Annotated in this window: 22 protein-coding genes; 7 read left to right on the top strand and 15 right to left on the bottom strand. The window is 68.8% G+C overall.

The genetic code is table 11. From position 1 onward, the window contains the following. The first annotated feature begins 60 nt into the window (after nt 1-60). Nucleotides 61-831, top strand: a complete 771-nt coding sequence (locus tag ACWGID_RS37850) for a DUF4097 family beta strand repeat-containing protein (protein ID WP_452204186.1) — start codon at nt 61-63, stop codon at nt 829-831. Here ACWGID_RS37850 and ACWGID_RS37855 read toward each other — a convergent pair whose 3' ends face one another. Continuing rightward, entirely contained in the window at nt 832-1,080 is a 249-nt protein-coding gene (locus ACWGID_RS37855) for a DUF6458 family protein (RefSeq protein WP_452204187.1), read from the bottom strand. Nucleotides 1,081-1,144: 64 nt separating this feature from the next. After that, complete coding sequence (locus tag ACWGID_RS37860; RefSeq protein ID WP_452204188.1) at nt 1,145-2,923, bottom strand: NHL domain-containing thioredoxin family protein; 1,779 nt, start codon at nt 2,921-2,923, stop codon at nt 1,145-1,147. A gap of 82 nt (nt 2,924-3,005) precedes the next feature. Between ACWGID_RS37860 and ACWGID_RS37865 the strand changes: the two genes are divergently transcribed. Then, entirely contained in the window at nt 3,006-3,824 is an 819-nt protein-coding gene (locus ACWGID_RS37865) for a hypothetical protein (protein WP_452204189.1), read from the top strand. On the opposite strand, the gene ACWGID_RS37870 is transcribed toward ACWGID_RS37865, so the two are convergent. The 12 genes from ACWGID_RS37870 to paaN form a co-directional block, all read right to left on the bottom strand. Next, entirely contained in the window at nt 3,825-5,459 is a 1,635-nt protein-coding gene (locus tag ACWGID_RS37870) for a hypothetical protein (protein WP_452204190.1), read from the bottom strand. It lies immediately after the preceding gene. Nucleotides 5,460-5,584: 125 nt separating this feature from the next. Beyond that, nucleotides 5,585-6,478 carry a carbohydrate ABC transporter permease gene (locus ACWGID_RS37875; protein ID WP_452204191.1) on the bottom strand — a complete coding sequence of 298 codons (894 nt, stop codon included), beginning with the start codon at nt 6,476-6,478 and terminating at the stop codon, nt 5,585-5,587. Next, the gene (locus tag ACWGID_RS37880; protein WP_452204192.1) at nt 6,475-7,377 is read right to left on the bottom strand and encodes a carbohydrate ABC transporter permease; all 903 of its coding nucleotides are present in this window, start codon (nt 7,375-7,377) and stop codon (nt 6,475-6,477) included. Before ACWGID_RS37880 ends, ACWGID_RS37875 begins: the two co-directional genes overlap by 4 nt. A gap of 43 nt (nt 7,378-7,420) precedes the next feature. Further along, nucleotides 7,421-8,707 (bottom strand): ABC transporter substrate-binding protein, encoded by a 1,287-nt coding sequence (locus ACWGID_RS37885; RefSeq protein ID WP_452204193.1) that lies wholly within the window; start codon nt 8,705-8,707, stop codon nt 7,421-7,423. A 200-nt stretch (nt 8,708-8,907) separates the two neighbouring features. After that, entirely contained in the window at nt 8,908-9,939 is a 1,032-nt protein-coding gene (locus ACWGID_RS37890) for a zinc-dependent alcohol dehydrogenase family protein (RefSeq protein WP_452204194.1), read from the bottom strand. Nucleotides 9,940-9,953: 14 nt separating this feature from the next. Next, entirely contained in the window at nt 9,954-10,508 is a 555-nt protein-coding gene (locus ACWGID_RS37895; protein WP_452204195.1) for a hypothetical protein, read from the bottom strand. Then, nucleotides 10,505-11,068 (bottom strand): TetR/AcrR family transcriptional regulator, encoded by a 564-nt coding sequence (locus ACWGID_RS37900; protein ID WP_452204196.1) that lies wholly within the window; start codon nt 11,066-11,068, stop codon nt 10,505-10,507. The genes ACWGID_RS37895 and ACWGID_RS37900 overlap by 4 nt, the downstream gene beginning before the upstream one ends. 42 nt (nt 11,069-11,110) lie before the next feature. After that, nucleotides 11,111-11,629 carry a flavin reductase family protein gene (locus ACWGID_RS37905; protein ID WP_452204197.1) on the bottom strand — a complete coding sequence of 173 codons (519 nt, stop codon included), beginning with the start codon at nt 11,627-11,629 and terminating at the stop codon, nt 11,111-11,113. Next, the gene (locus ACWGID_RS37910) at nt 11,626-12,996 is read right to left on the bottom strand and encodes a serine hydrolase domain-containing protein (RefSeq protein ID WP_452204198.1); all 1,371 of its coding nucleotides are present in this window, start codon (nt 12,994-12,996) and stop codon (nt 11,626-11,628) included. The genes ACWGID_RS37905 and ACWGID_RS37910 overlap by 4 nt, the downstream gene beginning before the upstream one ends. A 97-nt stretch (nt 12,997-13,093) precedes the next feature. Further along, nucleotides 13,094-13,240 carry an LPXTG cell wall anchor domain-containing protein gene (locus ACWGID_RS37915; RefSeq protein ID WP_452204199.1) on the bottom strand — a complete coding sequence of 49 codons (147 nt, stop codon included), beginning with the start codon at nt 13,238-13,240 and terminating at the stop codon, nt 13,094-13,096. A 40-nt stretch (nt 13,241-13,280) separates the two neighbouring features. Beyond that, the gene (locus ACWGID_RS37920; RefSeq protein ID WP_452204200.1) at nt 13,281-14,372 is read right to left on the bottom strand and encodes a glycosyltransferase; all 1,092 of its coding nucleotides are present in this window, start codon (nt 14,370-14,372) and stop codon (nt 13,281-13,283) included. A gap of 140 nt (nt 14,373-14,512) precedes the next feature. Next, nucleotides 14,513-16,186, bottom strand: a complete 1,674-nt coding sequence (paaN, locus tag ACWGID_RS37925) for a phenylacetic acid degradation protein PaaN (RefSeq protein WP_452204201.1) — start codon at nt 16,184-16,186, stop codon at nt 14,513-14,515. 74 nt (nt 16,187-16,260) lie between these two features. On the opposite strand from paaN, the gene paaI reads away from it, so the two are divergent. From paaI to ACWGID_RS37950, 5 genes are all read left to right on the top strand, one after another. After that, nucleotides 16,261-16,686 carry a hydroxyphenylacetyl-CoA thioesterase PaaI gene (gene paaI, locus ACWGID_RS37930; protein ID WP_387769211.1) on the top strand — a complete coding sequence of 142 codons (426 nt, stop codon included), beginning with the start codon at nt 16,261-16,263 and terminating at the stop codon, nt 16,684-16,686. Then, entirely contained in the window at nt 16,683-17,885 is a 1,203-nt protein-coding gene (pcaF, locus tag ACWGID_RS37935) for a 3-oxoadipyl-CoA thiolase (protein ID WP_452204202.1), read from the top strand. Before paaI ends, pcaF begins: the two co-directional genes overlap by 4 nt. A gap of 9 nt (nt 17,886-17,894) precedes the next feature. Next, the gene (paaK, locus tag ACWGID_RS37940) at nt 17,895-19,193 is read left to right on the top strand and encodes a phenylacetate--CoA ligase PaaK (RefSeq protein ID WP_452204203.1); all 1,299 of its coding nucleotides are present in this window, start codon (nt 17,895-17,897) and stop codon (nt 19,191-19,193) included. Nucleotides 19,194-19,397: 204 nt separating this feature from the next. Then, the gene (locus tag ACWGID_RS37945; protein ID WP_452204204.1) at nt 19,398-19,919 is read left to right on the top strand and encodes a DinB family protein; all 522 of its coding nucleotides are present in this window, start codon (nt 19,398-19,400) and stop codon (nt 19,917-19,919) included. A 150-nt stretch (nt 19,920-20,069) separates the two neighbouring features. Continuing rightward, a complete protein-coding gene (locus ACWGID_RS37950; protein WP_452204205.1) occupies nt 20,070-20,696 on the top strand; it encodes a TetR/AcrR family transcriptional regulator in 627 nt (208 codons plus the stop codon). Between the two features lie 55 nt (nt 20,697-20,751). Here the strand turns inward: ACWGID_RS37950 and ACWGID_RS37955 are convergent, their stop codons facing one another. After that, a complete protein-coding gene (locus tag ACWGID_RS37955) occupies nt 20,752-24,015 on the bottom strand; it encodes an AfsR/SARP family transcriptional regulator (RefSeq protein WP_452204206.1) in 3,264 nt (1,087 codons plus the stop codon). Nucleotides 24,016-24,042 lie beyond the last annotated feature (27 nt).

A 24,042-nucleotide genomic window follows, 5' to 3' on the forward strand; every position in this document is an offset into this window, starting at 1 on the left:
ACACACCTCGCGGCCTACTGTCGTTGCGACAACGTGGGTGGGCTCGAGATGAGGCGGACGATGGCGGAGAACAAGCAGCTCGGCGTGATCCTGCTGGTAGCGGCGGCCGGGCTGGCGTTCTGGCAGTTCGGGGACAAGAAGGCCGACGACACGCACAAGGTCGACGACAAGATCACCACGGTCCAACTCGCCGCCGACCACGCCGACATCACGATCAAGGTGTCCGACGACGACACGACGTCGGTGCGCGAGGAGCGCAAGTACTGGTTCTGGAAGCGCGGCGACGCGTACTCCGTGCAGGACGGCGTACTCAAGCTCGACGGCGACTGCGGGTGGCAGTGCTCCGCCGACCTCGAGGTCACCGTGCCGCGCGGTACCAAGGTCACCGGCGAGAACGGCAGCGGTGACATCGCCATCGCCGGAGTCGCGGGTGTCGACGCCAAGTCCCGCTCCGGCAAGGTCGAGCTCAGCGACGTCGCCGGCGACGTGAACCTCGACGTCACCTCCGGCGACATCTCCGTCAGCGACCTCGACGGGAAGCTCGACCTGAAGGCCAACTCGGGCGACATCGAGGCCCGTGGGCTGAAGGGCGGCGCGGTTTCCGTCGAGACCACGTCCGGCGACATCGAACTGCAGCTCGCCGAGGCCAACGACGTCCGCGCGAAGGGCACCAGCGGCGACATCGAGATCTCGGCGCCGGGCGGTGACTACAAGGTCACGACCGACACCGGCCACGGCGACGTCGAGAACAACCTCGGCAACAACACCAACGGCTCGCACTCGATCAACGCCACCACGACGTCCGGGGACATCGAGCTCCGCGGCGAGTGACTACTCCTTGATGTCGCGGTGGCTTTCCTCGACGACCCGGTACTCCTCCTCGATCGCCGGGTCGATGGCGTCGGTGTCCACCCGGCGGCGCCGGTTGGTGATGTAGAAGGAGAGCAGGATGCCGGCCAGGCCGGCGAGGAGCAGGATGTAGCCGACGACCTGCAGGTTGACGGCATCCCAGCTGTCTCGCACGGCGAACGCCAGCACGGCGCCGACCACCATCAGAAAGATCCCCACACCGATGCTCATCCGAGCCTCCCAGCGAGTAGCGTCCTACGACTTCGAAGCTACTTCTCTGTACCCGCCCGCCAAACTATTTGCCGCCGGACAGGACCAGTTCGACGCGCGTAGGGCCTTCGGGACTGATGTGGATCGGGACGCCCCAGTCCTGGCGGTGCATGTGGCAGGCGGGGAACTCGACCTCGGCGGAGTCGTCGCAGGACGCGGCCTGGACGGCGACGTGCAGGACGCCCGAGCCGGCGTGCGGATCGATGACGAGGCGGCGCACCAGGTCGGTCGAGTCGCCGGCGCCATCGCGGAGCAGGGAATCCGGGGTGGACGAGACCAGGAGACGCGTGGACGGGCCGTACCGGTCGTCGAGTTTCTGGCCCGGCGGCGGCGTGAACACGACCTCCAGGGTGACCTCGCCGGCGGCGAGATCCATCGGCGGGCGTTGCGTGCGGGTGCTGAACTCGTCGGCCGTCGCGGACGCGCCCAGCGGCACCCGGGTCAGGCGATGGGCGGCCGACTCCACCACCAACAGTTCGTTGCCGACGACAACAGCACCGCTCGGCTCGGCGAGACCGGTCGCCATCGTCTCGACAATCTCGGTACGCGGGTCGTACCGGCGTACGGCGCCGTTGTAGGTGTCGGCAATCGCGATCGAGCCGTCCGGGAGGACTGTCACCCCGAGCGGATGCTGCAGCAGCGCCTCGCTCGCCTTCCCGTCGCGGAGACCGAAGTCGAACAGCCCGGTACCGACCGCGGTGTGGACGGCGGTGTCGATCCACCGCAGTGCGGAGATCTCGGAGTCGGCGAGCCACAACCGATCGCCGTCGGCGGCCAGCCCGCTGGTCTGCGCGAACCAGGCCTCGGCCGGCGGACCGTCCTTCAGCCCTTCGTTGGTCGTACCTGCCGCAACAGCCGTCACGCCGCTGACCGGATCGAAGGTCCACAGCTGGTGAAGGCCGGCCATCGCGATCCACACCTTGTCGCCCCACCAGGCAACGTCCCAGGGTGAGCTGAGCGCGTCGGTGCCGTCGCCGTCCATCCACTGCTGACCCGTCCCGGCCAGCGTCCGCACCGCACCGGTCGCCAGTGAGATCCCGCGCAGCGCGTGGTTGACGGTGTCCGCGACCACCACGTCGTACCCGACCTGGCCGGCGATCTCTGACGGCAGCACCACCAAACCGTTGGGCTCCGAGAACCGCGCCTCGTCGGGCGCACCGTCGGCGAACCCGCGCTCCCCGGTCCCGATCCGGCGTACGACGGTCGTCGGGTCCGGTGCGAGCTCGACGATGCTGTGGTTGCCGGCGTCCGCCACGAGGAAACCGTTGTCCAGCGCAACGACCTTCGCGGGGAAGCGGAGATCCGTCGGTTCGGCGGGCGGAGCGACGTACGGCGAGTGGCCGCGCGTGAGCGTGCCTGCGGCCTCGTGCTCAGCGACCAGGTCGGTCAGCAGGGCATCCAGGGCGTGCAGGTGCCCCTCACCGGAGTACTGCGCGACGATGTACCCGTTCGGATCCACCAGCACCAGCGTCGGCCAGGCGCGGGCGGTGTAATTCTGCCAGGTGACCAGCTCGGGGTCGTCCAGCACCGGGTGCGCGACCTCGTACCGCTCGACGGCGCTCCGGACCGCGGCCTCCTCGCCCTCGTGCGCGAACTTCGGCGAGTGCACCCCGACGATCACCAACGCGTCGCCGTACTTCTCCTCGAGCGGCCGCAGCTCGTCGAGGACGTGCAGGCAGTTGATGCAGCAGAAGGTCCAGAAGTCCAGCAACAGGAACCGCCCGCGGAAGTCCGCCAGCGACAGGTCCCGTCCACCGGTGTTCAACCACCCACGACCCCGCAACTCAGGCGCACGCACATGCATGCCCCATTGTCCGACTCGGCTCAACACCGCCGGACGTCAGCCCGGCATGCGAGCGCTCCCGAACGCTGGCACAATCCCCCCGGTGGCCAAGCGCACCGTCAAAGCACCCGAGCGTTCGCGGTGGTATCGCGACGGCACCATCCTCACCTGGATCGGGATCGCGCTGGCGATCCTGGTCGCGCTGTTCGGTGACAACCTGTGGTCGCGGCTGACCGGGCTGTTCGATCGTGAGCCGAGCCTCCAGCACCGGGTCGAGCAGGCGATCGCCGAGTGCCGGCAGGACGGCTACGAGTGCCGTACGACGAAGTCGATCGTGATCGCCAACGGCGCCGGCGCGCTGACGGCCGTCGGTGTCGACCTGATCGACAAGAACCTGTCCGGGAGCGCAGCAGGGTCCGCAGTGCTGGTGTTCGACGCCTCCGGCGGCCTGCGGTGGACCTCACCGATCCAGTCGTTCCAGCCCGGGTACGGGCTGACCGGTCTGGACACCGACGTGACCAACCACCTGTTCGTCAGTTTCGCGGTGACGAACCACAGCGGCATCGCGTGGGTGATCGATCCGTCCACGACCCCGGTCCAGACGTTCGGCAGCGTCGGCGGGTCCGGTCTGGTGATCGACGGCTACGAGGAGCCGACGTTCGCCGGCGTACGGCGACTCCACACGTACCGCGAAGGCTGGCCGGCGAACACCCGGAACCCGAGCACCAGCCGCGACGTGTTCGAGTGGAACGGCAGCAGGTACGTCCACCGGGGCTGCGAGCTCGTCGGCCCGATCGAGGCCGATGGCAACCGTCAGGTGCAGGCGATGCGCCCGGCCGGGTCGGCGCGCTGCCGGCAACCGGTCGGCAAGTACTCCGTCGACCTCGACGGCGATCGCGCCGCCGGCGCACAGGTGCCGTGATCAGCGAGGCAGGATCAGGGTGTCGGTCAGCATCTTCGCGGTCTTGCGCAGCGTGGCCGGGGACGACGAGAGGTCGGTGGCCAGCGCGTACGGCGTGAGCGTCTCGCCAGGGCCCACCAGACGATGGCGGTGGGCCAGGAGCCAGACGATCGCCCGCGGCCAGGTGGAGAGGCGGGCCTTGGCCAGCAGGTCGGGGGCGTCGCGGACCAGGCGTTCGGCGATGTCGAACGCGTCGGGGGCGTACGCCGTCCCGAGGGTCTCGCCGGCCATCAGCCAGGCGTGCGGGGCCAGGACCGAGAGAGTGGCCGCCTGGGAGTTGTCCAGGCCGCGGAGATCGGGCTGCGGCGGCGAGCCGAGGCCCGCGAGCGCTCGGTAAGCGTCTTCCAGATCGTTGGTCGTGTCATCGAGGAAGACCCGCTCCCCCGGCTTGGAGCCGACCGGGTCGATCATCGCCGCGGCTTCCAGGGCGGGCTGCCAGACGTCCACGGCGTCGACCGCCTCGTCGACGGCGTCCAGCGGCAGGTGCGTCCGGTCGCCGCAGAACTCCAGCCAGGCCTTCACCACGCCCGGCACCGCGTCGAAGTAGGTGCTGTCGGCAAGCACCTTGCGCGGCAGCCAGTGCGCGAGGAAAAGCTCCACCAGTACGGCGCTGACGCGCAGCGGACCGCCGACGGTGTGGTCGACCGCGTGGTCGATCCACAACCGGACGATGTCCGCGGCGTCGTCGGGCAGATTCACGGCGTACCGCGACTCGAGGAACTCGTCGACCAGTTGGTCCCGCTGGCGCGGGGTCAGCAGCGGCCGGATCGGTGGCCGGATCGGGCGCTCGGGCAACTGGGTCAGCCTGTTCACCAGCAGGCCGGTGAAGAACTCGAAGTCCTCGCTGACCGGCGGATCGTCGTAGTCGCGGGTCTCCCCCAGCGCCTGCAGGATGATCCCGGCCGCGGTCGGTGGGCGCACCGTCCGGATCGTCACCCGGCCGCCGCGCTGGTACGCCTCGAGGACCCGGTCGACCGGCGGGCCGACGAAGACGTCCTTCACGATCGCGCCGAGGTTGTTGTCGATGAACACCACCACGGTGTGCGGGTGCTGGTCGTCGTCGTAATCCAGCACGACGCTCAGGCCGTCGCCGGTGATGTCCTCGGACACGATCGCGCTCGTCAGCCGGAAGCCGGCGATCCGGGTCACCCACTCGGACACCTCGTCCTGCGTGCGCAGGCGGGAGACATGAGCCCGCTGCAACGGCAGCCGACCGGCCGGACCGACCGTCCGCGCCAGGCTGGTCAGCAGGACGAAGGACTCCGGATCACGGCGCTCGCCGAGCACCCGCGCGGCATCGGCCCAGAAGAACCGCTCCACCTCGCCGATCTCGTCCGGACGCCCGGCCGGCCACAACTGGTCGGCGAGCATCGCCGCGGAGCGGGCCACCGACGCCTCGGCGATCACCGGGTGCAGCGCGGCCGGCACCGCGGCCAGGTCGAGGGAAAGCGTTTCCAGCAAGGTCTCCAGGACAGCGACACTCGGCGTGGTGTCGACGTCGACACCCGCCGCCGGCCCGACTGGCTCGCCGGGCTCGGAGCCGACCAGCCGCAAATGGCTGCGCCGTCCGTCCCGTCCGTGGGGAGACTTGGTCACCTCCGTGAGATTACCGTCCGGAACGAGTCCCCCGCAGTCAGCACCGCGAGTCCTGTGGATAACTACGGCCCGGACTCGATCACGAGCCCGGGCCGGAGAACGGCGTACCACAGTCCGTCGTTGAGTCAGCCCTTGAGGGCACCAGCCATCAGGCCACCGATGAACCAGCGGCCCAGGACGATGTACACGATCAGCGTCGGGAACGACGTGATCAGCGCACCCGCCATGCTGGCCGCGTAGTCGACCTTCTGCCCACCGGCCAGCGCGGCCAGGCCCAGTGTCACCGGGCCGTTCTGCTGGGTGGTGAGGAACAGCGCGAACAGGAAGTCGTTCCAGACCGAGGTGAACTGCCAGATCAGCGTCACCACGAAACCGGAGATCGAGATCGGCAGGATGATCCGGGCGTAGGTCTGGATCAGGCCGGCGCCGTCCACCCGGGCCGACTCGATGATCTCGTTCGGTACGACGGTGGCATAGTAGTTCCGGAAGATCAGCGTGCAGATCGGGATGCCGTAGATGCAGTGCGCGATGATCAGCGTCGGGATTCCCCGGGTGATGTCCAGTTCGGTGAACGTCGTCCGCAGCGGCAGCATCACCGCCTGGTACGGGATGAACATCCCGAACAGGATGAACGCGAACACGATGTTCGCGCCCGGGAACCGCCAGCGGGCCAGCACGAACCCGTTCACGGATCCGATCATCGAGGAGATGATCGCGGCCGGGATCGCCAGCGACAGCGACCGCACCATGTACGGCTGCAGGACGTCCCAGGACTTGCGCCACGGGTCCAGCGTCCAGACCTGCGGCAGGTTCCACTGCGCGGCGGCCGTGGTGTCGCTGGACGTCTTGAAGCTGCCGACCACAACGACGTACACCGGGATCAGCACGAACAACAGGAACAGCAGCAGGATCAGGTACTTGATCGACCGGCTGAGCCGGGTGGTCCCGTCGGAACCGGCCCGGGGCTTGTGCCGAATCGCGGTCGCGGAAGTGCCGGTGGCGGCGTCGACGGCGGTCATTCGTTGCTCTCCTGCCGGACGGTGTACGCGACGTACGGGATGACGAGGACGGCGACGACCGCAAGCATCACGATCGCGATCGCGGCCGCCTTGGCCTGGTCGCCGCGCAGCAAGGTGTTCCACATCAGGATCGAGGGCACCTCGGTACGGAACTGGTTCGGCCCGGTGATCGCGTAGATCAGGTCGAACAGCTTCAGCGACATGTGACCGAGGATGATCAGCGCCGACAGCGCGATCGGCGACAGCTGCGGGAACAGCACGTGCCGGTAGAGCTTGAACTCCGAGGCACCGTCGACCCGCGCGGCTTCCCGCAGCTCCGGTGGGATGCCCCGGAAACCGGCCAGGAACAGCGCCATGATGTACCCGGACAGCTGCCAGACCGCCGGGAGCGCGATGGCCGCCATCGTCGTCCATCGGCTGCCGGCGGTCCACCAGGCGTTCTCCAGGAAATGCAGCTGGAGGATCTCGAACAACCGGTTCAGCCCGCGGGCGTCGTCACCCTGGGACGGGTTCAGCAACCAGCCCCAGACGACCCCCGAGGCGATCATCGAGATCGCCATCGGGAACAGGAAGATCGAGCGGAACACGCCCTCGCCGCGGACGCCCTTCTCCAGCAACAGCGCCCAGATCAGACCGAAGATCAGCGTGCCCACGATGAACAGCACCGTGAGCACGCCGAGGTTCTTCAGCGAGTTGAGGAACCGGTCCTCGTGGAACAGGTTCGTGTAGTTCTCGAACCCGACGTAGTCGACCGTGCCCCCTCTACGCGCGGTGTGCCGATCGGTCAACGAGGTGTTGAACGTCCACGCGATCAGCCCGTACACGAAGTACCCGAGCAGCAGCACGGTCGGCAGCAGCACCAGGGCTCCAGGACCCCAGGTGCGAATTCTTCCGTGCATGCTCAGTTCACCGCCCGGGGACCGGTCCGCAACTCGACCCGCATCAGCTCGTCTTCATCGCTTGGCCGAGCGCCTGCTGCAGCTTGGCGACGTCCTGACTACCGCTGAACTGACTCATCGCGGACAGGATGTCGTTGTTCTGACCCAGCGTGCACGCGGCACCGTGGGCGCAGGACGGGACGATCGTGTCCTTCTTCCAGTCCGCCATCGCGGACTGCTGGTACTTCGGGTAGTCGGCCGGGTTGGCGTCCGAACGGGCCGGGATCGAGCCCTTCTTGGTGTTGAACGCCTTCTGGCCCTCGGCCGAACCCACGGTCTTCAGCCAGCACTTCGCACCGTCGGGGTCGACACCGTTGGTCGGCAGCGTGAACGAGTCGGCGAGGAACTGGAAGTCCTCCCCGGTGCCCGGCGCCGGCCAGTAGGTGTACGCCGTGTCCGGCACCTTGTCGGCCAACTGCTGCGCGGCGACCCAGTCGCCCATCAGCGTGTAGCCGGCCTGGCCCTTGTTGACGTAGCCCAGTGCGTCCGGCCAGTCGATCGCCTCGCGGTCGACGTTGGTGAAGCCGAGCAGCGTCTTGTACTTGTTCAGCGCGGACGTCACGTCAGCACCGGACCAGTCGGTCTTGCCGTCCCACAGACCCTTGAACTTGTCCGGGCCGAGCTCGCCCAGCAGCACGGCCTCGACCAGCATCTCCTGCGCGAAGCCCTTGGAGATCGCCAGCGGGGCCTTCACACCGGCCGCCTTCAGCTTGTTCAGGTCGGCGATCCACGCGTCCACGTTGGCCGGGGCCTTGGTGGCGTCGATGTTCGCCTTCTTCAGCACCGTCGGGTTGGCCCAGACCATGTTCGCCCGGTGGATGTTCGCCGGGATCGAGTAGATCTTGCCGTCGACGGTCAGGTTGTCGAGCAGGTTCTGCGGGAAGGCCTTGTCCAGCCCGAAGTCCTTGTACAGCCCGCTGACGTCGTCGACCTGCCCGGCGTTGATGTAGTCCTTCAGCTCCGCACCGGCGTGCGCCTGGAAGGTGGACGGCGGCTTGCCGGCCTGCAGGTCGTTGGCCAGTACCTGCTTGGCGTTCGCGCCCGCGCCGCCGGCGACGGCGGAGTTGACGAACTTGTAGTCCTTGCAGTCCGTGCCGAACACGGACACCAGACCGTCCAGACCGGCCTTCTCACCACCGTCGGCCCACCAGGTGAAGACAGTGACGTCCTTGGTCCCCGACGAGTTCCCACCGCTGCTACTGCTGTTGTTGTCGCTGTTCCCGCAGGCGCTCACTGCGAGTAGACCCGCTGCGCTCAGCACCGCGAGGGTCTTGGTCAGACCACCACGCATGATTCACTCTCCGATCAGTCGATGGAGCCGCCTGTGACAACGATGCCCCCTTGACGGCCCAACTCTGGGACGGTTACCGGCGGGTGTCAACGATCCGCGCAAGCGCGTTGCGCAGCCGTGACCCCGTGCGGCTTGACAGTGTGAGAGCGCGCACATCACAGGCTCGAACGAGTACTGCGCGCACTCGGACTGCGCGAAACTCAGGGCCTGAGCAGCACCTTGATCGCCCGCCGCTCGTGCATCGCGGCGTACCCGTCGGCGACGTCGGCGAGCGGGATCTCGGAGTCGAACACCTTGCCCGGGTTGATCTCCCCGGCCAGCACGTCCGCCATCAGGTCCGGGAGATACGCCCGGCACGGCGCCGCGCCACCGTTCAGGCCGACGTTGCGGCCGAACATCGTCCCGATCGGTACGTCGACCCCGTGCGGAACCCCCACGAAACCGACGGTCGCACCCGCTCGGGCCACGTCGAACGCGGTCGTCATCGACTGACCGGTGCCGACACACTCCAGCACGGCATCGGCGCCGACGCCCTTGGTCAGCTCGAGTACGGCGTCCCGCGCCGCGTCCCCGCGCTCGGAAATGATGTCAGTGGCACCGAATTCCTTGGCGAGCGCTTGCCGGGGTGCATGCCGCGACAAGGCAACGACCCGCTCCGCCCCCATCCGCGAAGCCGCCAGTACGCCGCACAGGCCGACCGCACCGTCGCCGACCACGACCACCGTGTCGCCGGCCTTCACCCGCGCGGATCGCGCCGCGTGCCACCCGGTCCCCATCACGTCGGAGAGCGTGAGCAGGGACGGGACCAGCGAGTCGTCCGGCACCTCGGGTGTGGCGACGAGCGTGCCGTCGGCGTACGGGAGCTTCACGTACTCGCCCTGGCCGCCGTCCGCCTTCGCAGTGCCGTAGCCGACCAGGTTCTGGCAGGCGGTCTGGTACCCGGCGAGGCAGTGCGGGCAGGTGCCGTCGCTGACCACGAACGGCGCGATCACGAAGTCGCCGGGCTTCACCGTGCGGACCTCGGACCCGATCTCCTCGACGATGCCGACGAACTCGTGGCCGATCGGCCGCGGCTGTTTGACCGGGTTCTCCCCGCGGTACGGCCAGAGGTCGGAGCCACAGATGCACGAGGCAACGACCTTGACCACCGCGTCCCCCGGCCCGTCGATCCTCGGATCCGGCCGCTCTTCCAGTCGTACGTCGAACGCTCCATGAATCACGGTGGCACGCATGGAGTCAGGTTAGATCAGACCGTGACGGGGACTTTCTCGACCCGCTTCGCGTCCCAGGCGAGCCACACACAGGCAACCGCGAGCAGTACGCCGTGACCGATCCGCAGGGCGGGCGGACCGAAGAACTGCGGCAGGAACAGTCCGAAACCAACTGCGAACAGGATCGCCGGTACGGTCCGCACCCGGACCGCGAGGATGATCGCGCCGGCCGCCATGGTCAGCAGCCCGACGCCGAACAGCGTCATCGCGAACGGGTTGTAGCGCACGTCGTCGGCCAGGTCGAGGATGTTCGACTGGTTGGCCATCGCGTGCAGGCCGAAGTCCTCGGCACCGTAGTACGGCAGGGTCAGGCCGGCGCCGATCCAGTACACGATCGCCGCCGTCCGGTTGATCGGCAGCAGCGCGACCGCGACCAGGATGAACCCGATCATCGCGCACAGGTGCGAGAGCACCCAGGTGCTGGCGCCCATCGCGGCGGCGGCGCCGGCGGTGGTCGACTCGTCCTCCCACGGACGGAGGGCGGGGTAGAGCAGGAACAGGACGCCTGCGACGGACAGTGGGATCCTCATGATTCGTTCCTCAGACTGGCGAGATACATCCGGACAAGTTGGTCGTAGGTCTCGTCGAGGTCCTCGGGCAGGCCGAAGCCGCCTGCCGACTCGACGGACGCGAAGCCGTGCACGATCACCCGCAACCGCCGGGTGGCCTGCACCGCGGCCGGGCCCTCGAGCCCGTAGCCGCGAAGCGTGGCGTACATGACGCCGACGAGCTTCGTGCCCGCCGCCTCCTGGATCGGGTCGTGCAGCGGGTCCATCGGCATCGCGGCGTACCGCTTCGGGTGCGCCGCGACGTACGCGCGGTAGGCGTGCATCAGCGCGGTGACCGCCTCGTCACCGGCCATCCCCAGGACGGTGGCCGTGAACTGCTCGGCCATGTCCTCGAGGACCCGCACGCCGACGAGCGCCTTCAGCTCACCGAGGTTCGCCACGTGCTTGTAGAGCGACGGTGTGGCGACCCCACAGCCCTGGGCGACCGCGGCGAGCGTGAGGCCGTCCGGCCCGTGCTCGTCGACGATGCCCAGCGCCACCTCGACCACGGCAGCAGGCGTCAGCGACCTTTTAACAACCATAGCCAGGAGGCTAATGGCATTAGCCAACCGCTGTCAACAGGTTCAGATCGTCCCGTAGCGTCCCCGTCGATGGACGAGCGCCGGTACGTCGTCCGCGCCGAACTCGACGTGCGCGATCTCGAGCTGGACCTGCAGGCCCCACCCGACTTCCGGCGGATCCGGGTCGACCAGCGTGCAGCCGGCCCACGTGCTGACGCCGACCGGCGCCGGACCCCACTCGGTGTCGGTCCAGTCGATCAACCGGAACGGGCCGCCCGGAGCGGGCGCGACGTACCCGAAGGCGTCCGCGAGCTGCCGGTGCGACTCGCCGAGCAGCGACACCACCGCGGTCCTTGCCTCGCGCAACGTTTCCCACAGGTCCGAGTCCGGGTCCAGCAGGCCGATCACGTACCCGGGCTCGCCGTCCGCGACCAGCATCGACGACACAGTGAGCCCGGCCCGTTTCCCCTCGTACGCCGTTGTCCACAGGCCGACCGGTGACGGCAGCCGGCCGCGGAACCGGCGTACCGGACTCCGCTCGGACTCGGGCGGCAGGAACGGGTGATCGCCGTGAATCGTCACGGCGCCACGGTAACCCGCTCCGGCAGGCTGAACTTGTCGATCGGGTACGACGTGAGCCCGCTCGAGCCACGCACCGCCTCGACCGCTCCGTCGGAGTCGAAGGTGAAGCGGTACGACTCGCCGTACGAGCCGTAGCCGTTGCCGCCGGTCACGCGCAGGGCGTCGCCGTCCACCTCGAGCGGCTGCGGGTCGTCGGCCGGGTTCCCGCCGGCCGGGTCGGTCGCGTACAGCCGGCCGCCGATCAGGACGAAGTCGGTGACACCCCACAGGTTGGCGAAACGCCCCGTGAACCGCGCGAGTCCGTTCTCGGCGCCACGGTCCTTCGACACAGCGAGATCGAGCAACCGGAACAGGCCCTCCGCGAGCTGGGACGCCGGGCCGTCGATCGCGTTCGTCAGGACCGACACGACGATGCGCTGCTCGGGGTCGACGAGGGTGCGGGTGATGTGGCCCGGGTACCCGCCGCCGTGCCCGAACACCTCCCGGTCGCCGACCTTCGTGACCGCCAGGCCGAGGCCGTACCGGGCCTTCTCGTCGCTGCCGGTCGTCCAGAGCGGGTGCTGCATCTCGCGCTTCGACTTGTCCGACAGCAGCCGGTCGTCGCCGGGCAGGTGCGCGGAGAAGTAGGTCACCAGGTCGCGGGCGTTCCCGAAGAACCCGGTCGCCGAGGCCAGTGCCCGCGTGTCCACGTGCTCGATCGGTACGCGGGTATCGGCGTACGCGAGCGCGCTGTAGCCGGCGGCGTACTCCGACAGCCGGTTCGGATCGAGCTCCGGACCGAGGCCGGACAGCCCGAGCTTGTCGACGATCGTCGTCTGCACGAACTCGTTGTACGGCGTACCGCTCGCCGCCTCGACGACGAGCCCGAGCAGGCCGTAACCGATGTTGGAGTACTTGAAGCGCTCGTTCTCCGCGATCACCGCGGACGCGTCGTTCCGCAGTACGGCGAGAAGCTGGTCGCGGTCCGGGAACGCCGTCGACAGCTGCCACCAGTCGGCGTCGTCGCTGTCCCGGGTGATGCCGCCCGCGTGCGCGAGCAGCTCGCGGACGGTCCGTTCACCGACCGGCGTACCGACGATCTCGGTGACGTGCTGCGCCACCTTGTCGTCCAGCCGCAGCCGGCCCTGCTCGACCAGCTGGAAGATCGCCGTCCCGGTGAACGTCTTCGAGTGCGACGCGATCCGGAACAGGTGCTGGTCGGTGAGTGATACCTCGTTCTCCACGTCCGCGAGACCGTAGGCCGCCGAGAACGCGATCGCGTCCTCGGCGTACACCGCGACCTGGACGCCCGGGACCCGCTGGTAGCGCTGATTGAACGCCAGCCAGCTGTCGTAATAGGCGAGGACCTCGGTCAGATTCTGGGTCACGGCTGTCTCCTGGGCGGGTCGGCGGATGGAGGTGCGTCACGGTGTCACCCGGGTTTCCCGCGGGTGTCACAGTCATACCTTCCGCCTCAGGGTGTTCTCAACGACGCTTGGGCAGCAACTTCAGTACCGCGAGTCCTGCGAAGAGCAGCGCGAATCCGGCCACCATCAGGGCGAGGGTGTTGGTCGCGGCGCCGGTGGCGGCCAGGGTGGTTCCGGGCAGGGTGAGGCTGGTGTGTCCGTACATGACTGTTCCTTGAAGGTGTGTGAAGTGATGAGTGAACCGGTCAGGCGACCGGGGCTGTGACGTGGTGCCAGCTGGCCTCGGCCCGCCGGAGCGAATCCCACGCGGAGCGGAGCAGTACGCCCTGCAGGAACAGGTCGTAGGTCCACTCGACCACCATGACGGCGGCCAGAATCATGGCTCGAGAACCGCGGCGGCGCACCGTGACGATGCGCTCCGCGACGAAGACCAGGCCGACTGCGAGCCACAGCGGCTGGACGTGGTAATTGTGACCGGCGGTCAGCACGGTGAGCAGCACGAACGACCACATCGCGATCACGCCGACGCCCATCCCGAGCTGCTGGACGGCGTACGGGAGGGTCGTGCGGCTGATGCCGTACGCGCGCAGGTTCTCGATCGCGCCGCGCTGCCAGCGCAGCCGCTGCCGCCACAGGTCGCGCCAGGTCGGCATCACCTCGGTGACCACCCAGCAGTCCTGCGGGGACACGCAGCGGTACCCGAGCGACTTGATCGCCAGGGTGATCTCGTTGTCCTCGGTCAGCGCCGTGGTGTCGTAGACCAGGCCGTGCGGACCGGGTAGCTCGGTACCGCGGGCGGCCGCGATCCGCGTCAGTACGTCGACCCGGTGCAGAGTCGCCGTACCGGTGAGGACCATCGCGCGACCGTGCTTGCGGTCGATGTCGCGGGCGTACCGGGCGTACTCGTTGCGCTGCAGCTCGCCGACCAGGCCGTGGCCCGGCTCGCCCCAGAAGACGCCGCCGACCGCGCCGACGGTCTCGTCCTCGAGCTCGTGCAGCGCGACCTCGACGAAGGTCGGCGACAGCGCGCCGTCCGCGTCCATCACCAGGACGTGGTCGGTCGGGTCCAGCAGGTCCAGCAGGATCGCCAGCGCCTGGTTCAGGCCGCCGGCCTTCTTGTCGACATTGGCGACGGTCTCGAAGACCTCGGCGCCGTTGGCCCGCGCGACCGCGGCCGTTCCGTCGGTGCAGTTGTCCGCGACGACGATGACGCGGTCAGGCCGCCGCGTCTGCTGCCACAGCGAGTCCAGCGCGGCCGGCAGGCCCGCCTCCTCGTTGTGGGCAGGGACAAGTACCACCACTCGACCGGCCGCGTGGCCGATCCCCCGTTCCAGCACCCCAACCCCCAGTTAGGAAAGTACTTCTACGCTCAACTAACTGAGAGTATGGGGAGGCGGATCGGGAAGCGCAAGAGGTTGCTCTAAGTTATCTTTTAACGTCCAAATCACCGTGTGTGCATGACTGCTCCGGAAGGCAATCACCCAACGTGGCGGCGGCTCTGGATCACCCGGAAGCGGCTCGCAACGTAGGCGCCATCGGTGTACGTCGCGTTCGCGGCCGGGTTCGCGCCGGTGCCGTGGAAGTCGCTGAACGCGGCCGACTGGTTCACGAACACCTGGCCGGTGAGGTTCTCCGACAGCGCGACTCCGGCGTCCAGCGCCGCCTCGCGGGCTTCCTCGATGACCTTCTCGTCGGTCGAGTAGATACCGGCGGTCATCGCGCCGTCCTCGGTGACGGTCGTGCGGAACAGCTCGATCGACTGCGCGGTGTCCGCGGTCTTCACCAGGAACGACACCGGGCCGAAGCACTCCCGCCCGTAGACCTCGTCGTCGTCGGCATCGATCGCGACGAGCAACGGCGTACGGACGACCGCGTCCGGGAACGCCGGGTGCTGGATCCCGCGGGACTCCAGCACCACCTCGCCGTACTCCGGGGCGAGTTCGAGGCGGCTGATCACGGCCTGGTTCACGATGCCGCCGAGGATCTCGACCGCGCGGGCGTCGTCGCCGAGCAGTTTGCCGATCGACGTGGCGAGACCCTGGCCGACCTCCTCGAAGGACTTGTGGCCTTCGTCGGTCTCGATACCGCCGGCCGGGACGAAGAGGTTCTGCGTGGTCGTGCACATCTGGCCCGAGTACAGGCTGAGGGTGAAGGCGAGGTTGTTGCAGAGCGCCTTGAAGGAGTCCGTGGAGTCGATGATCACCGCGTTGACGCCGGCCTTCTCGGTGAAGACGGTCGCCTGCGTCGCGTTCTGCTCCAGCCATTCGCCGAACTCGCTGCCGCCGGTGAAGTCGATCAGCTTCACCTCGGGCCGCGTCGCCAGCGGCTTCGCCAGTCCGTCGCCGGCACGCTCGGTCGCCAGGGTGACCAGGTTCGGGTCGAAGCCGGCCTCGGCGAGTACTTCGCGGCACACGTCGACCGTGATCGCCAACGGAAGAACGGCGAGCGGATGCGGCTTCACGACGACCGCGTTGCCAGTGACCAGCGAGGCGAACAGCCCCGGCCAGGAGTTCCAGGTCGGGAAGGTGTTGCAGCCGATCACCAGCGCGACGCCGCGACCGGTGACGGTGAAGGTCTTCTCCATCCGGATCGGGTCGCCCTTGGCCGGCTTCTCCCAGCTCGCGGTCGCCGGGTAACGACTCATCTCCTCATACGCGTACGCGACCGCCTCGAGCGCCCGGTCCAGCGCGTGCGCGCCGCCGGCCTGGAACGCCATCACGAACGCCTGCCCGCTGGTGTGCTGGACCGCGTTGGCGAGCTCGAACACCCGCTTGTGCAGCCGGTCGAGGATCTCCAGCACCACCCCGGTCCGCCGATCGATCCCGGCGCGACGCCAGTCCGCCAACCCGTGCTGCGCGGCGGCCAGCAAGTCGTCGAGCCCGTCCTCGACCACCCGCGGGTACGAGACGTCCATCGAGATCCCGTACGGCGACTGCTCGGTGACGACCGTCCCGCGCGACCCGGGGATCTCCAGCGGGTACGTCGTACCGAGGTGGGCCTCGAAGGCCGCCTTGCCGTCGGCCGCCGCGTTCTCGCCGTACACCCGGGGGCTGGGCGACTCGGGGAACGCGGAGTGGTAGCCGCGGTCGCGGATCGCTGTCAGTGCGCCGTCCAGGCGCTCACGGTGGGCAGAGAGCAGGTCGGTCGTCATGTCTGCGATGTTACAGTCATTGGCGCAACTGGGACTAGAGTGTCACACGGCCATCTTCTCGATTGGGCACCGGTATGGACGACTTGGCGACCAGAGTGGCAGCGGCGATGTGGGCGGAGGACACCGCCAGCGCCGGCCTGGGGATGCGGCTGGTGGACGTCGCCGAGGGGACCGCGCGGGTCGAGATGACGGTGCGCGCGGACATGGTCAACGGGCACGGGATCGCGCATGGTGGATTCGTGTTCACTCTGGCCGACTCGGCGTTCGCGTTCGCCTGCAACTCGCGGAACCAGGTGACCGTCGCCCAGGCCTGCGACGTCGTGTTCGTCGCGCCGGCCCGGCGCGGTGACGTCCTGGTCGCCGACGCCCGGGAGCGCACCACGTTCGGCCGGAACGCGATCTACGACGTCACAGTCACCCGCGGCGACGAGGTGATCGCCGAGTTCCGCGGCCGCAGTCGTCAACTGTCCGGAACCATCGTGTCGTCGGAGGATTCATGACTCGTGAGGCATTTCTCGTCGATGGCGTCCGGACGCCGATCGGACGGTACGGCGGTGCACTGTCGGCCGTCCGTCCCGACGACCTGGCCGCCCACGCGATCTCCTCGCTGCTGAACCGGACCGCGCTTGATCCAGTGCGGATCGATGACGTGATCCTTGGGTGCGCCAACCAAGCCGGTGAGGACAACCGGAACGTCGCCCGGATGGCAGTTCTCCTGTCCGGCCTGCCGGAGTCGGTCCCGGGGACGACGATCAATCGTCTGTGCGGTTCCGGACTGGACGCGGTCGCGTATGCCGCCCGCTCGATCATTGCCGGGGACAACGACATCGTGGTCGCCGGTGGGGTGGAGTCGATGTCGCGTGCGCCGTTCGTGATGCCCAAGGCAACGACCGCGTTCGCGCGGCAGGCGGAGATCTACGACACCACGATCGGCTGGCGGTTCGTGAACCCGGCGCTCAAGGCGCAGTACGGGATCGACTCGATGCCTGAGACGGCCGAGAACGTCGCGGCGGACTTCGGGATCTCGCGCGCGGACCAGGACCTCTTCGCGCTGCGGTCGCAGCAACGCGCCGCGAAGGCGCAGGCGAACGGGCGGCTGGCGGAAGAAATCGTGGCGGTCGACGTACCGGGCAAGCGTGGTGCGGTGACCGTGGTCGACACCGACGAGCATCCGCGAGAGACGTCGCTCGAGGCACTCGCCGGATTGAAGACACCGTTCCGTACGCCGGGGTCTGTGACGGCGGGGAACGCGTCCGGGGTGAACGACGGCGCGGCGGCGTTGCTGGTGATGAGCGGCGAGGCCGTCGAGCGGTACGGGGTGACGCCGCTGGCTCGGGTGGTGGGTACGGCGGCTGCCGGCGTACCGCCGCGGATCATGGGTATCGGGCCCGCGCCCGCGACCCGCAAGCTGCTCGATCGCACCGGCGTCGCGCTGTCCGACATCGAGGTGATCGAGCTCAACGAGGCGTTCGCGTCGCAGTCGCTCGCCGTACTGCGGCAACTCGGCCTTCCCGACGACGCCGAGCACGTCAATCCGAACGGCGGCGCCATCGCTCTCGGTCACCCACTGGGGATGTCCGGCGCCCGCCTCGCACTCACCGCGGCCCTGGAGCTTCGCCACCGCGACGCCCGGTACGCGCTCGCCACCATGTGCATTGGTGTCGGGCAGGGCATCGCGACCCTGCTCGCCCGTCCTTAGGAGAACGCCATGCTCGGTGAGGCCTTGCCCGAGGAGTTGCGTGACGCCGGCGAACGGCTGTCCGTCGACGAGCTCCGGTCCCGTCAGCTGTCATTGCTCCAAGCAACGGTACGGCGGGCGTACGAGAACGTCCCGCACTACCGGTCCGCGCTGGACGCGGTCGGGTTCAAGCCGGCGGACCTGCGCGAACTCGGCGATCTGAGCCGGTTGCCGTTCACCGCGAAGAAGGATCTGCGCGACAACTACCCGTTCGGGATGTTCGCCGTACCGCGGACCGAGGTGGCACGGGTGCACGCGTCGTCCGGGACGACCGGGCGGCCGACGGTCGTCGGGTACACCAAGCGCGACCTGGACAACTGGGCCGACCTGATGGCGCGGTCGATCCGGGCGGCCGGTGGACGCGCCGGGGACGTCTGCCATGTTGCCTACGGCTACGGTCTGTTCACCGGTGGGCTCGGCGCGCACTACGGAGCCGAGCGGCTCGGGTGCACCGTCGTACCGATCTCGGGTGGGATGACCGAGCGGCAGGTGGACCTGATCCGCGACTTCGGGGCGCGGATCATCATGGTCACGCCGTCGTACTTCCTGTCGATCGTCGACGAGATGGAGCGCCGCGGTCTCGATCCGCGCGACACCGCACTGCGGATCGGGATCTTCGGCGCCGAGCCGTGGACCGAGCAGATGCGGACCGAGGTCGAGGAACGGACCGGGATCCACGCCGTCGACATCTACGGGCTGTCCGAGGTGATGGGGCCCGGGGTCGCGCAGGAGTGCGTCGAGACCAAGGACGGGCTGCACATCTGGGAGGACCATTTCTACCCGGAGATCATCGACCCGGTCACCGGTGAGGTGCTCCCGGACGGCGAGGAGGGCGAACTGGTCTTCACCACGCTCACCAAGGAAGCCTTCCCGGTACTGCGCTACCGCACCCGCGACCTGACCCGCCTGCTCCCCGGCACCGCCCGCCCCGGGCTACGCCGGATGGAGAAGATCACCGGCCGCACCGACGACATGATGATCGTCCGCGGCGTCAACGTCTTCCCCACCCAGATCGAGGAACAGATCCTCCTGGTCGAGGGCCTCACCCCGCACTACCTCTGCGTCCTCACCCGCCCCGGCCGGCTCGACGAACTCACCGTCCAGGTAGAAGCAGCCCCCGACCTCACCGACCACGCAGCTGCGGCCACCACCCTCGCCCACCGCATCAAGGAGCGAGTAGGCGTCACCGCCACGGTCGACGTGGTAGCCCCGCACGCCCTCGAACGCTCCCTCGGCAAAGCAAAACGCATCCGCGACGACCGCAAATAGTCTTTGGGCTCCTATCAACCAATTCTTGGGGTGAAAAGTGGTTGTTGGGGGCTCAAGGACGGATGTACGGTGCTTCCGCCGGGGGCGTCGACACCCTGGCAGCGGAGAGGAGGTGAGCGCGATGTCGAGTCCGACTGTCGTGCTGCCCGTCCGCCGCATCCGCGGCTGACCGGGTGGCGTCGTACCACCAAGGAGTAGTCGCAGATGACCGAAGTACAACGTCCGTCCTTGACCGCCGGTGAGCGGGACCAGTTGACCGGATGGCTCGACCTGCAGCGTTCGTTCGTCCGGATGAAGTGCACGGGGCTGAGCGAAGAAGATGCCCACCGCAAGGTGCTGTCCACCTCCCCGCTGATGACACCGGCGGGGATCGTCGCGCACCTGCGCTGGGTGGAGTACTCGTGGTTCGAGCTGGGTATCGCCGGCGTCCCCGACACCGGGCAGACGCCGTGGAAGGAAGGCGCGCACGTCGACGCCGAGATGTTCGTCGACGACGTACCGCTCGACCAGTTGCTCGACGAGTACGACGCCGAGTGCGCGCGCTCGAACGCGACCATCGCGGACCTCCCGCTCGAGGTCGTCGAGCAGGGGCAGCCGCCGGAGAAGGCTGCCTCGCTGCGCTACGTGCTGTGCCACATGATCGAGGAGACCGCCCGGCACGTCGGGCACCTGGACATCATCCGGGAACTCCTCGACGGCGCCACCGGGTACACCAAGCAGAACTGAGCACTTACCCCGGTCTGGTCTGCGCAGAGACAACCTCTGCGCAGACCTCCCGCGAGCGCTGACACGTTTGATCAGATAACCCGGTTACGCCCGCGCCGAGGGGTGGATAGGATGACCGGCATCTGACACGGGGTAGCGACAAGAGGTGTGATGAGGGAACCCTCCGTACGCCGTTATTCCGGACGGTCAGTCGAGGAGTGGAAGGCCGCGCGCCGGGAACGGCTACTGGCCGCCGCGCTCGAACTCTTCGGGACCGAAGGATATCCGGCCACATCCGTGGAACGCCTGTGCACACAGGCGAAAGTGTCCACCCGGCACTTCTACCACGAGTTCCAGAACAAGGAGGCCGTGCTCCTCGCGGTGCATGCGCAAGTGATCGAGTTGGCGGTCCGCAGTACCGGCGACGCGCTGCGGCGGACCGCCGACCGGCCGGTCCGGGAGCGGATCACCGCGGCCGTCGACTCTTACCTGCGGACGATCATGGCCGACCTCCGCCGGGCCCGGATCTCGTTCGTCGAGGTGGTCGGTACCAGCCCGGCGGTCGAGGAGCAGCGGATCGCGTTCCGGGAGTTGCTGATCGGCAACGTCCGCGACCTGGGCGACACCGCGGTCGAGCGGGGCGAGATCAAGCGCAAGGACTTCCGGTTCCTCGCGCTGGCGTTCTTCGGTGCCGTGCACACGGTGGTCTACGACTGGATGCTGGCCGAGCCCCGGCCGCCGGAGCAGAAGGTGCAGAAGGCGCTGCGCGAGCTCGCGGTCCAGCTGATCACGGCTTAGGGCGTATCTCCCGATCCCGCGCTGCCTCGAGCGGCGCGGGATCTGAAGACACGTCCTACAGCGGATCCGGGATCGAGTAGCGCTTGCGGAGTTCAGTGACCGCCTCGGCACGGGTGAGGGCGGCGCCGGCGCCGTACGCGGTGTCGAAGCGTTCGTTGCCCAAGGCATCACGGAGCTGGTCGACGAGGCGCTGGACGTCTGCGTCCGGGATCGCGCGGGTGCCCTTCATCGTGGCTGCCAGTCCGAGCGTCCGGGCCGCGAGCTCGTGCTCCTCGGTCAGCACCAGTACGTCGACGGAGGTCTCGATGACGGCTGCCGCGACCGGCATGTCCTCGGTGCCGAGCGCCAGCTCGACCGCCTCCTGGCTGCACCGCCGCGCGTCCTCGACCTGACCCGTGGAGGCGTAGACCCGACCGAGCTGCGACAGCAGTGCGGCCTGACCGTGCGGCGCCATCCGCTCCGCCTCGAGGTCGAGCAACGAGTACGCGTGCTCGGCGAGATCCCGCGCCTCGTCGTACCGGCCGGTCCGGTGTGCGAGTTTGGCCATGCCCATGTACGACATCGCCTGGCCGCCGCGGGACCCGTTCTCCTCGGACAGCCGCAGCGCCCGCTCCAGGTCCGCACGGGCGCCGTCGTAGTCGGCGAGCTCGATCCGGCTGACCGCGCAGCCGCCGAGCAACTGGGCGACTCCTTCGGTCGTGCCGAGCTCTTCGATCAGGCGTAGCGCTTCGATCAACGACTCCAGGGCCTCGGCGTGCTCACCGTTGTTCGCCTGGTACCCGGCGAGTCCGCGCAGCGCCATCGACATACCGAACCGGTCGCCGATCTCACGGAAGCCGTTGAGCGCGATGGTCAGGTTGGCCGCCATCTCCGCGATCTCGCCGTCGTTCTCACGGAACATCGCACTCGTCATCACGCCCATGTTCCGGATCCACGGGTCGGGATGCCGGCCAGCTGCCTCGAGCTGCTCGAAACAGGTCGCCCTGTCCCGCCGGATCGCGGCCCACACCGCGTTGGTGAACAGCCCGATCCCGGAGTCCACCAGCATCTGATGCCGCCGGGTCATCCAGCGGACCGTGGCGAGGCCGCGGATCATCTGCTGGAACGACCGGACCGGATCCTGTTCACTCGACATCCGGCCCATCGCCAGCAGGTACATCGCTTCGGCCTTGTCGGTCGGCACGCTCTTGCCCGGTACCGCGAGCGCGGCCTGCATCCAGTTCACCGCCTCGGCAGGGCGGCCGCTCATCGTCCAGTACTCCCCCAACACCGCGACCATCTGTACGGCGACCCGCGCCGACCCGGTGTCGATCGCGTTCCGGAGCCCGTCGATCAGGTTCTCCTGGTCGGCAGTCAGCCGCGCGATCCACTGGATCTGCTCACCGGTCCGCAGCTTCGGCCGGGCCTTGCGGAGCATCCGGCTGAAGTACGCCATGTGCGCGCGCCGGAAGCGCTCGTACTCACCAGCGGCCTTCAGCTGCTCGGCACCGTACGCACGGACCGTCTCCAGCATGCGGTAGCGCACCGAGCGCTCGTCCGCCGCGGCTTCGACGAGCGACTTGTCGACAAGCGACGCCAGGACGCCGAGGACGGACTCGGCCGGGATGCTCTCGTCACTGCAGATCTGCTCGGCCGCGTCCAGCGTCGCGCCACCGGAGAACAACGAGAGTCGCCGGGCGACCGCCTGCTCGTCCGGGTCGAGCAGATCCCAGCTCCACTCCACCACCGCTCGCAGCGTCTGGTGCCTCGGCAGGGCGGTCCGCGATCCGCTGGTCAGCAGGCGGAACCGGTCGGTCAGCCGGTCCACGATCTGAGGCGGGGTCAGCGCCCGCAGCCTCGCCGCTGCGAGCTCGATCGCGAGCGGCATACCGTCAAGGCGTCGGCAGATCTCAGCGACCGACTCCCGGTTCGCGTCGATCAGTGTGAAGTCCGGCCGTACGGCGCGGGCTCGGTCGACGAACAGTTGCATCGCCGGGTAGTCGTCCACGCCGGCGCCGTCGTGCTCCGGTGGCAGGCCGAGCGGACCGACCGGGTGCAGGTGTTCACCCGGAATGCTCAGCGGCTCGCGACTCGTCGTCAGCACGCGCAACCGCGGGCAGGAGGCGAGCAGCGAGTCGACCAGGCCGGCGACTTCCTGGACCAGGTGCTCGCAGTTGTCGAGGACGAGCAGGATCCGCCGGTCCCCGATGACTTCGACGAGTCGCTGGGTCGCGGCGCGGCTGGTTGGCAGGTGCTTCGCGGTGAACGGAGTCGACGGGAGGTCGACGTACTCACTCGCGCCGAGGGCGGACAGGACGGCGGGGGCTACGTCGGCAGCGTCACCGAGCGGCGCGAGCTCGACGAACCAGATGCCGTCGCCGCTCTGGTCGACGAGCGTCCGGCCGGTCTCGTTGGCCAGTCGGGTTTTGCCCGCGCCACCGGGGCCGACCATGGTGACCAGGCGGGTCCCGTTGCTCAGCAGTCGGGTCAGCTCGGCCACGTCCTCCTGGCGGCCGACGAAGCTGGTCAGCGGCGCACGCAGGTTGCTGCGCGGCACCGACGGCGCGGGAGCCGGGACGGTGGAGCTCTTCGCGGCCGGGTCCACGGTGTCGCCGCGCAGCACCGAGACATGCAGGTCTCGCAGACGCGCGCCGGGGTCGGCCCCCAGCTCGTCGGCGAGCGTGGTGCGGATCCGTTCGTACGCCGCCAACGCCTCGGCCTGCCGACCGTCGGCGTACAGCGCGCGAATCAGGAGCTCGTGCAGCCGCTCGCGGAGCGGGTGGGTCGCGGCGAGGTGCTCGAGGTCGGAGATCAGGTCGCGAGCGTGACCGCAGCGCACGGCGGCCTCGGCGAGATCCTCCGCGGCGGCCAGCCGCAGCTCGGACAGGCGGTCTGCCTCGACCGCGGCGAACGGGAGGTCGCGCAGGTCGGTCAGGGCCTCACCACGCCACAGCTTGTCCGCCTGGGTGAGGAGGGTGTGGGCCTGTTCCGGGTCGGACGTGAGGTACCCGCGGCCGCGCCGTACCAACTCTTCGAACTGGAGGGCGTCGACGCAGTCCGGACCGATGGTGAGGGTGTAACCGGCCGGGCCGGACTGGACCGAGATGCTCGACTCGGTCGCCGGCAGACCGGCCCGCAGCCGGGAGACGAGGGACTGCAGCGCGTTCGCACTCGGGGCCTCGCTGCCCCAGAGCCCGTCGACCAGGGTCTCGACGCTGACCGGACGGCCGGCGCTCAGCGCCAGTCGCGCGAGCAGCCCGCGCAGGCGGACGCCGCGGATGTCGAGCGGGGTCCCGTCGGCCGCCCACATCGCGAGAGGACCGAGCACCGCTATGCGCACCCCACCAGCCTCGCACATCCTCCCGAC

The organism is Kribbella sp. NPDC054772 (assembly GCF_053611945.1).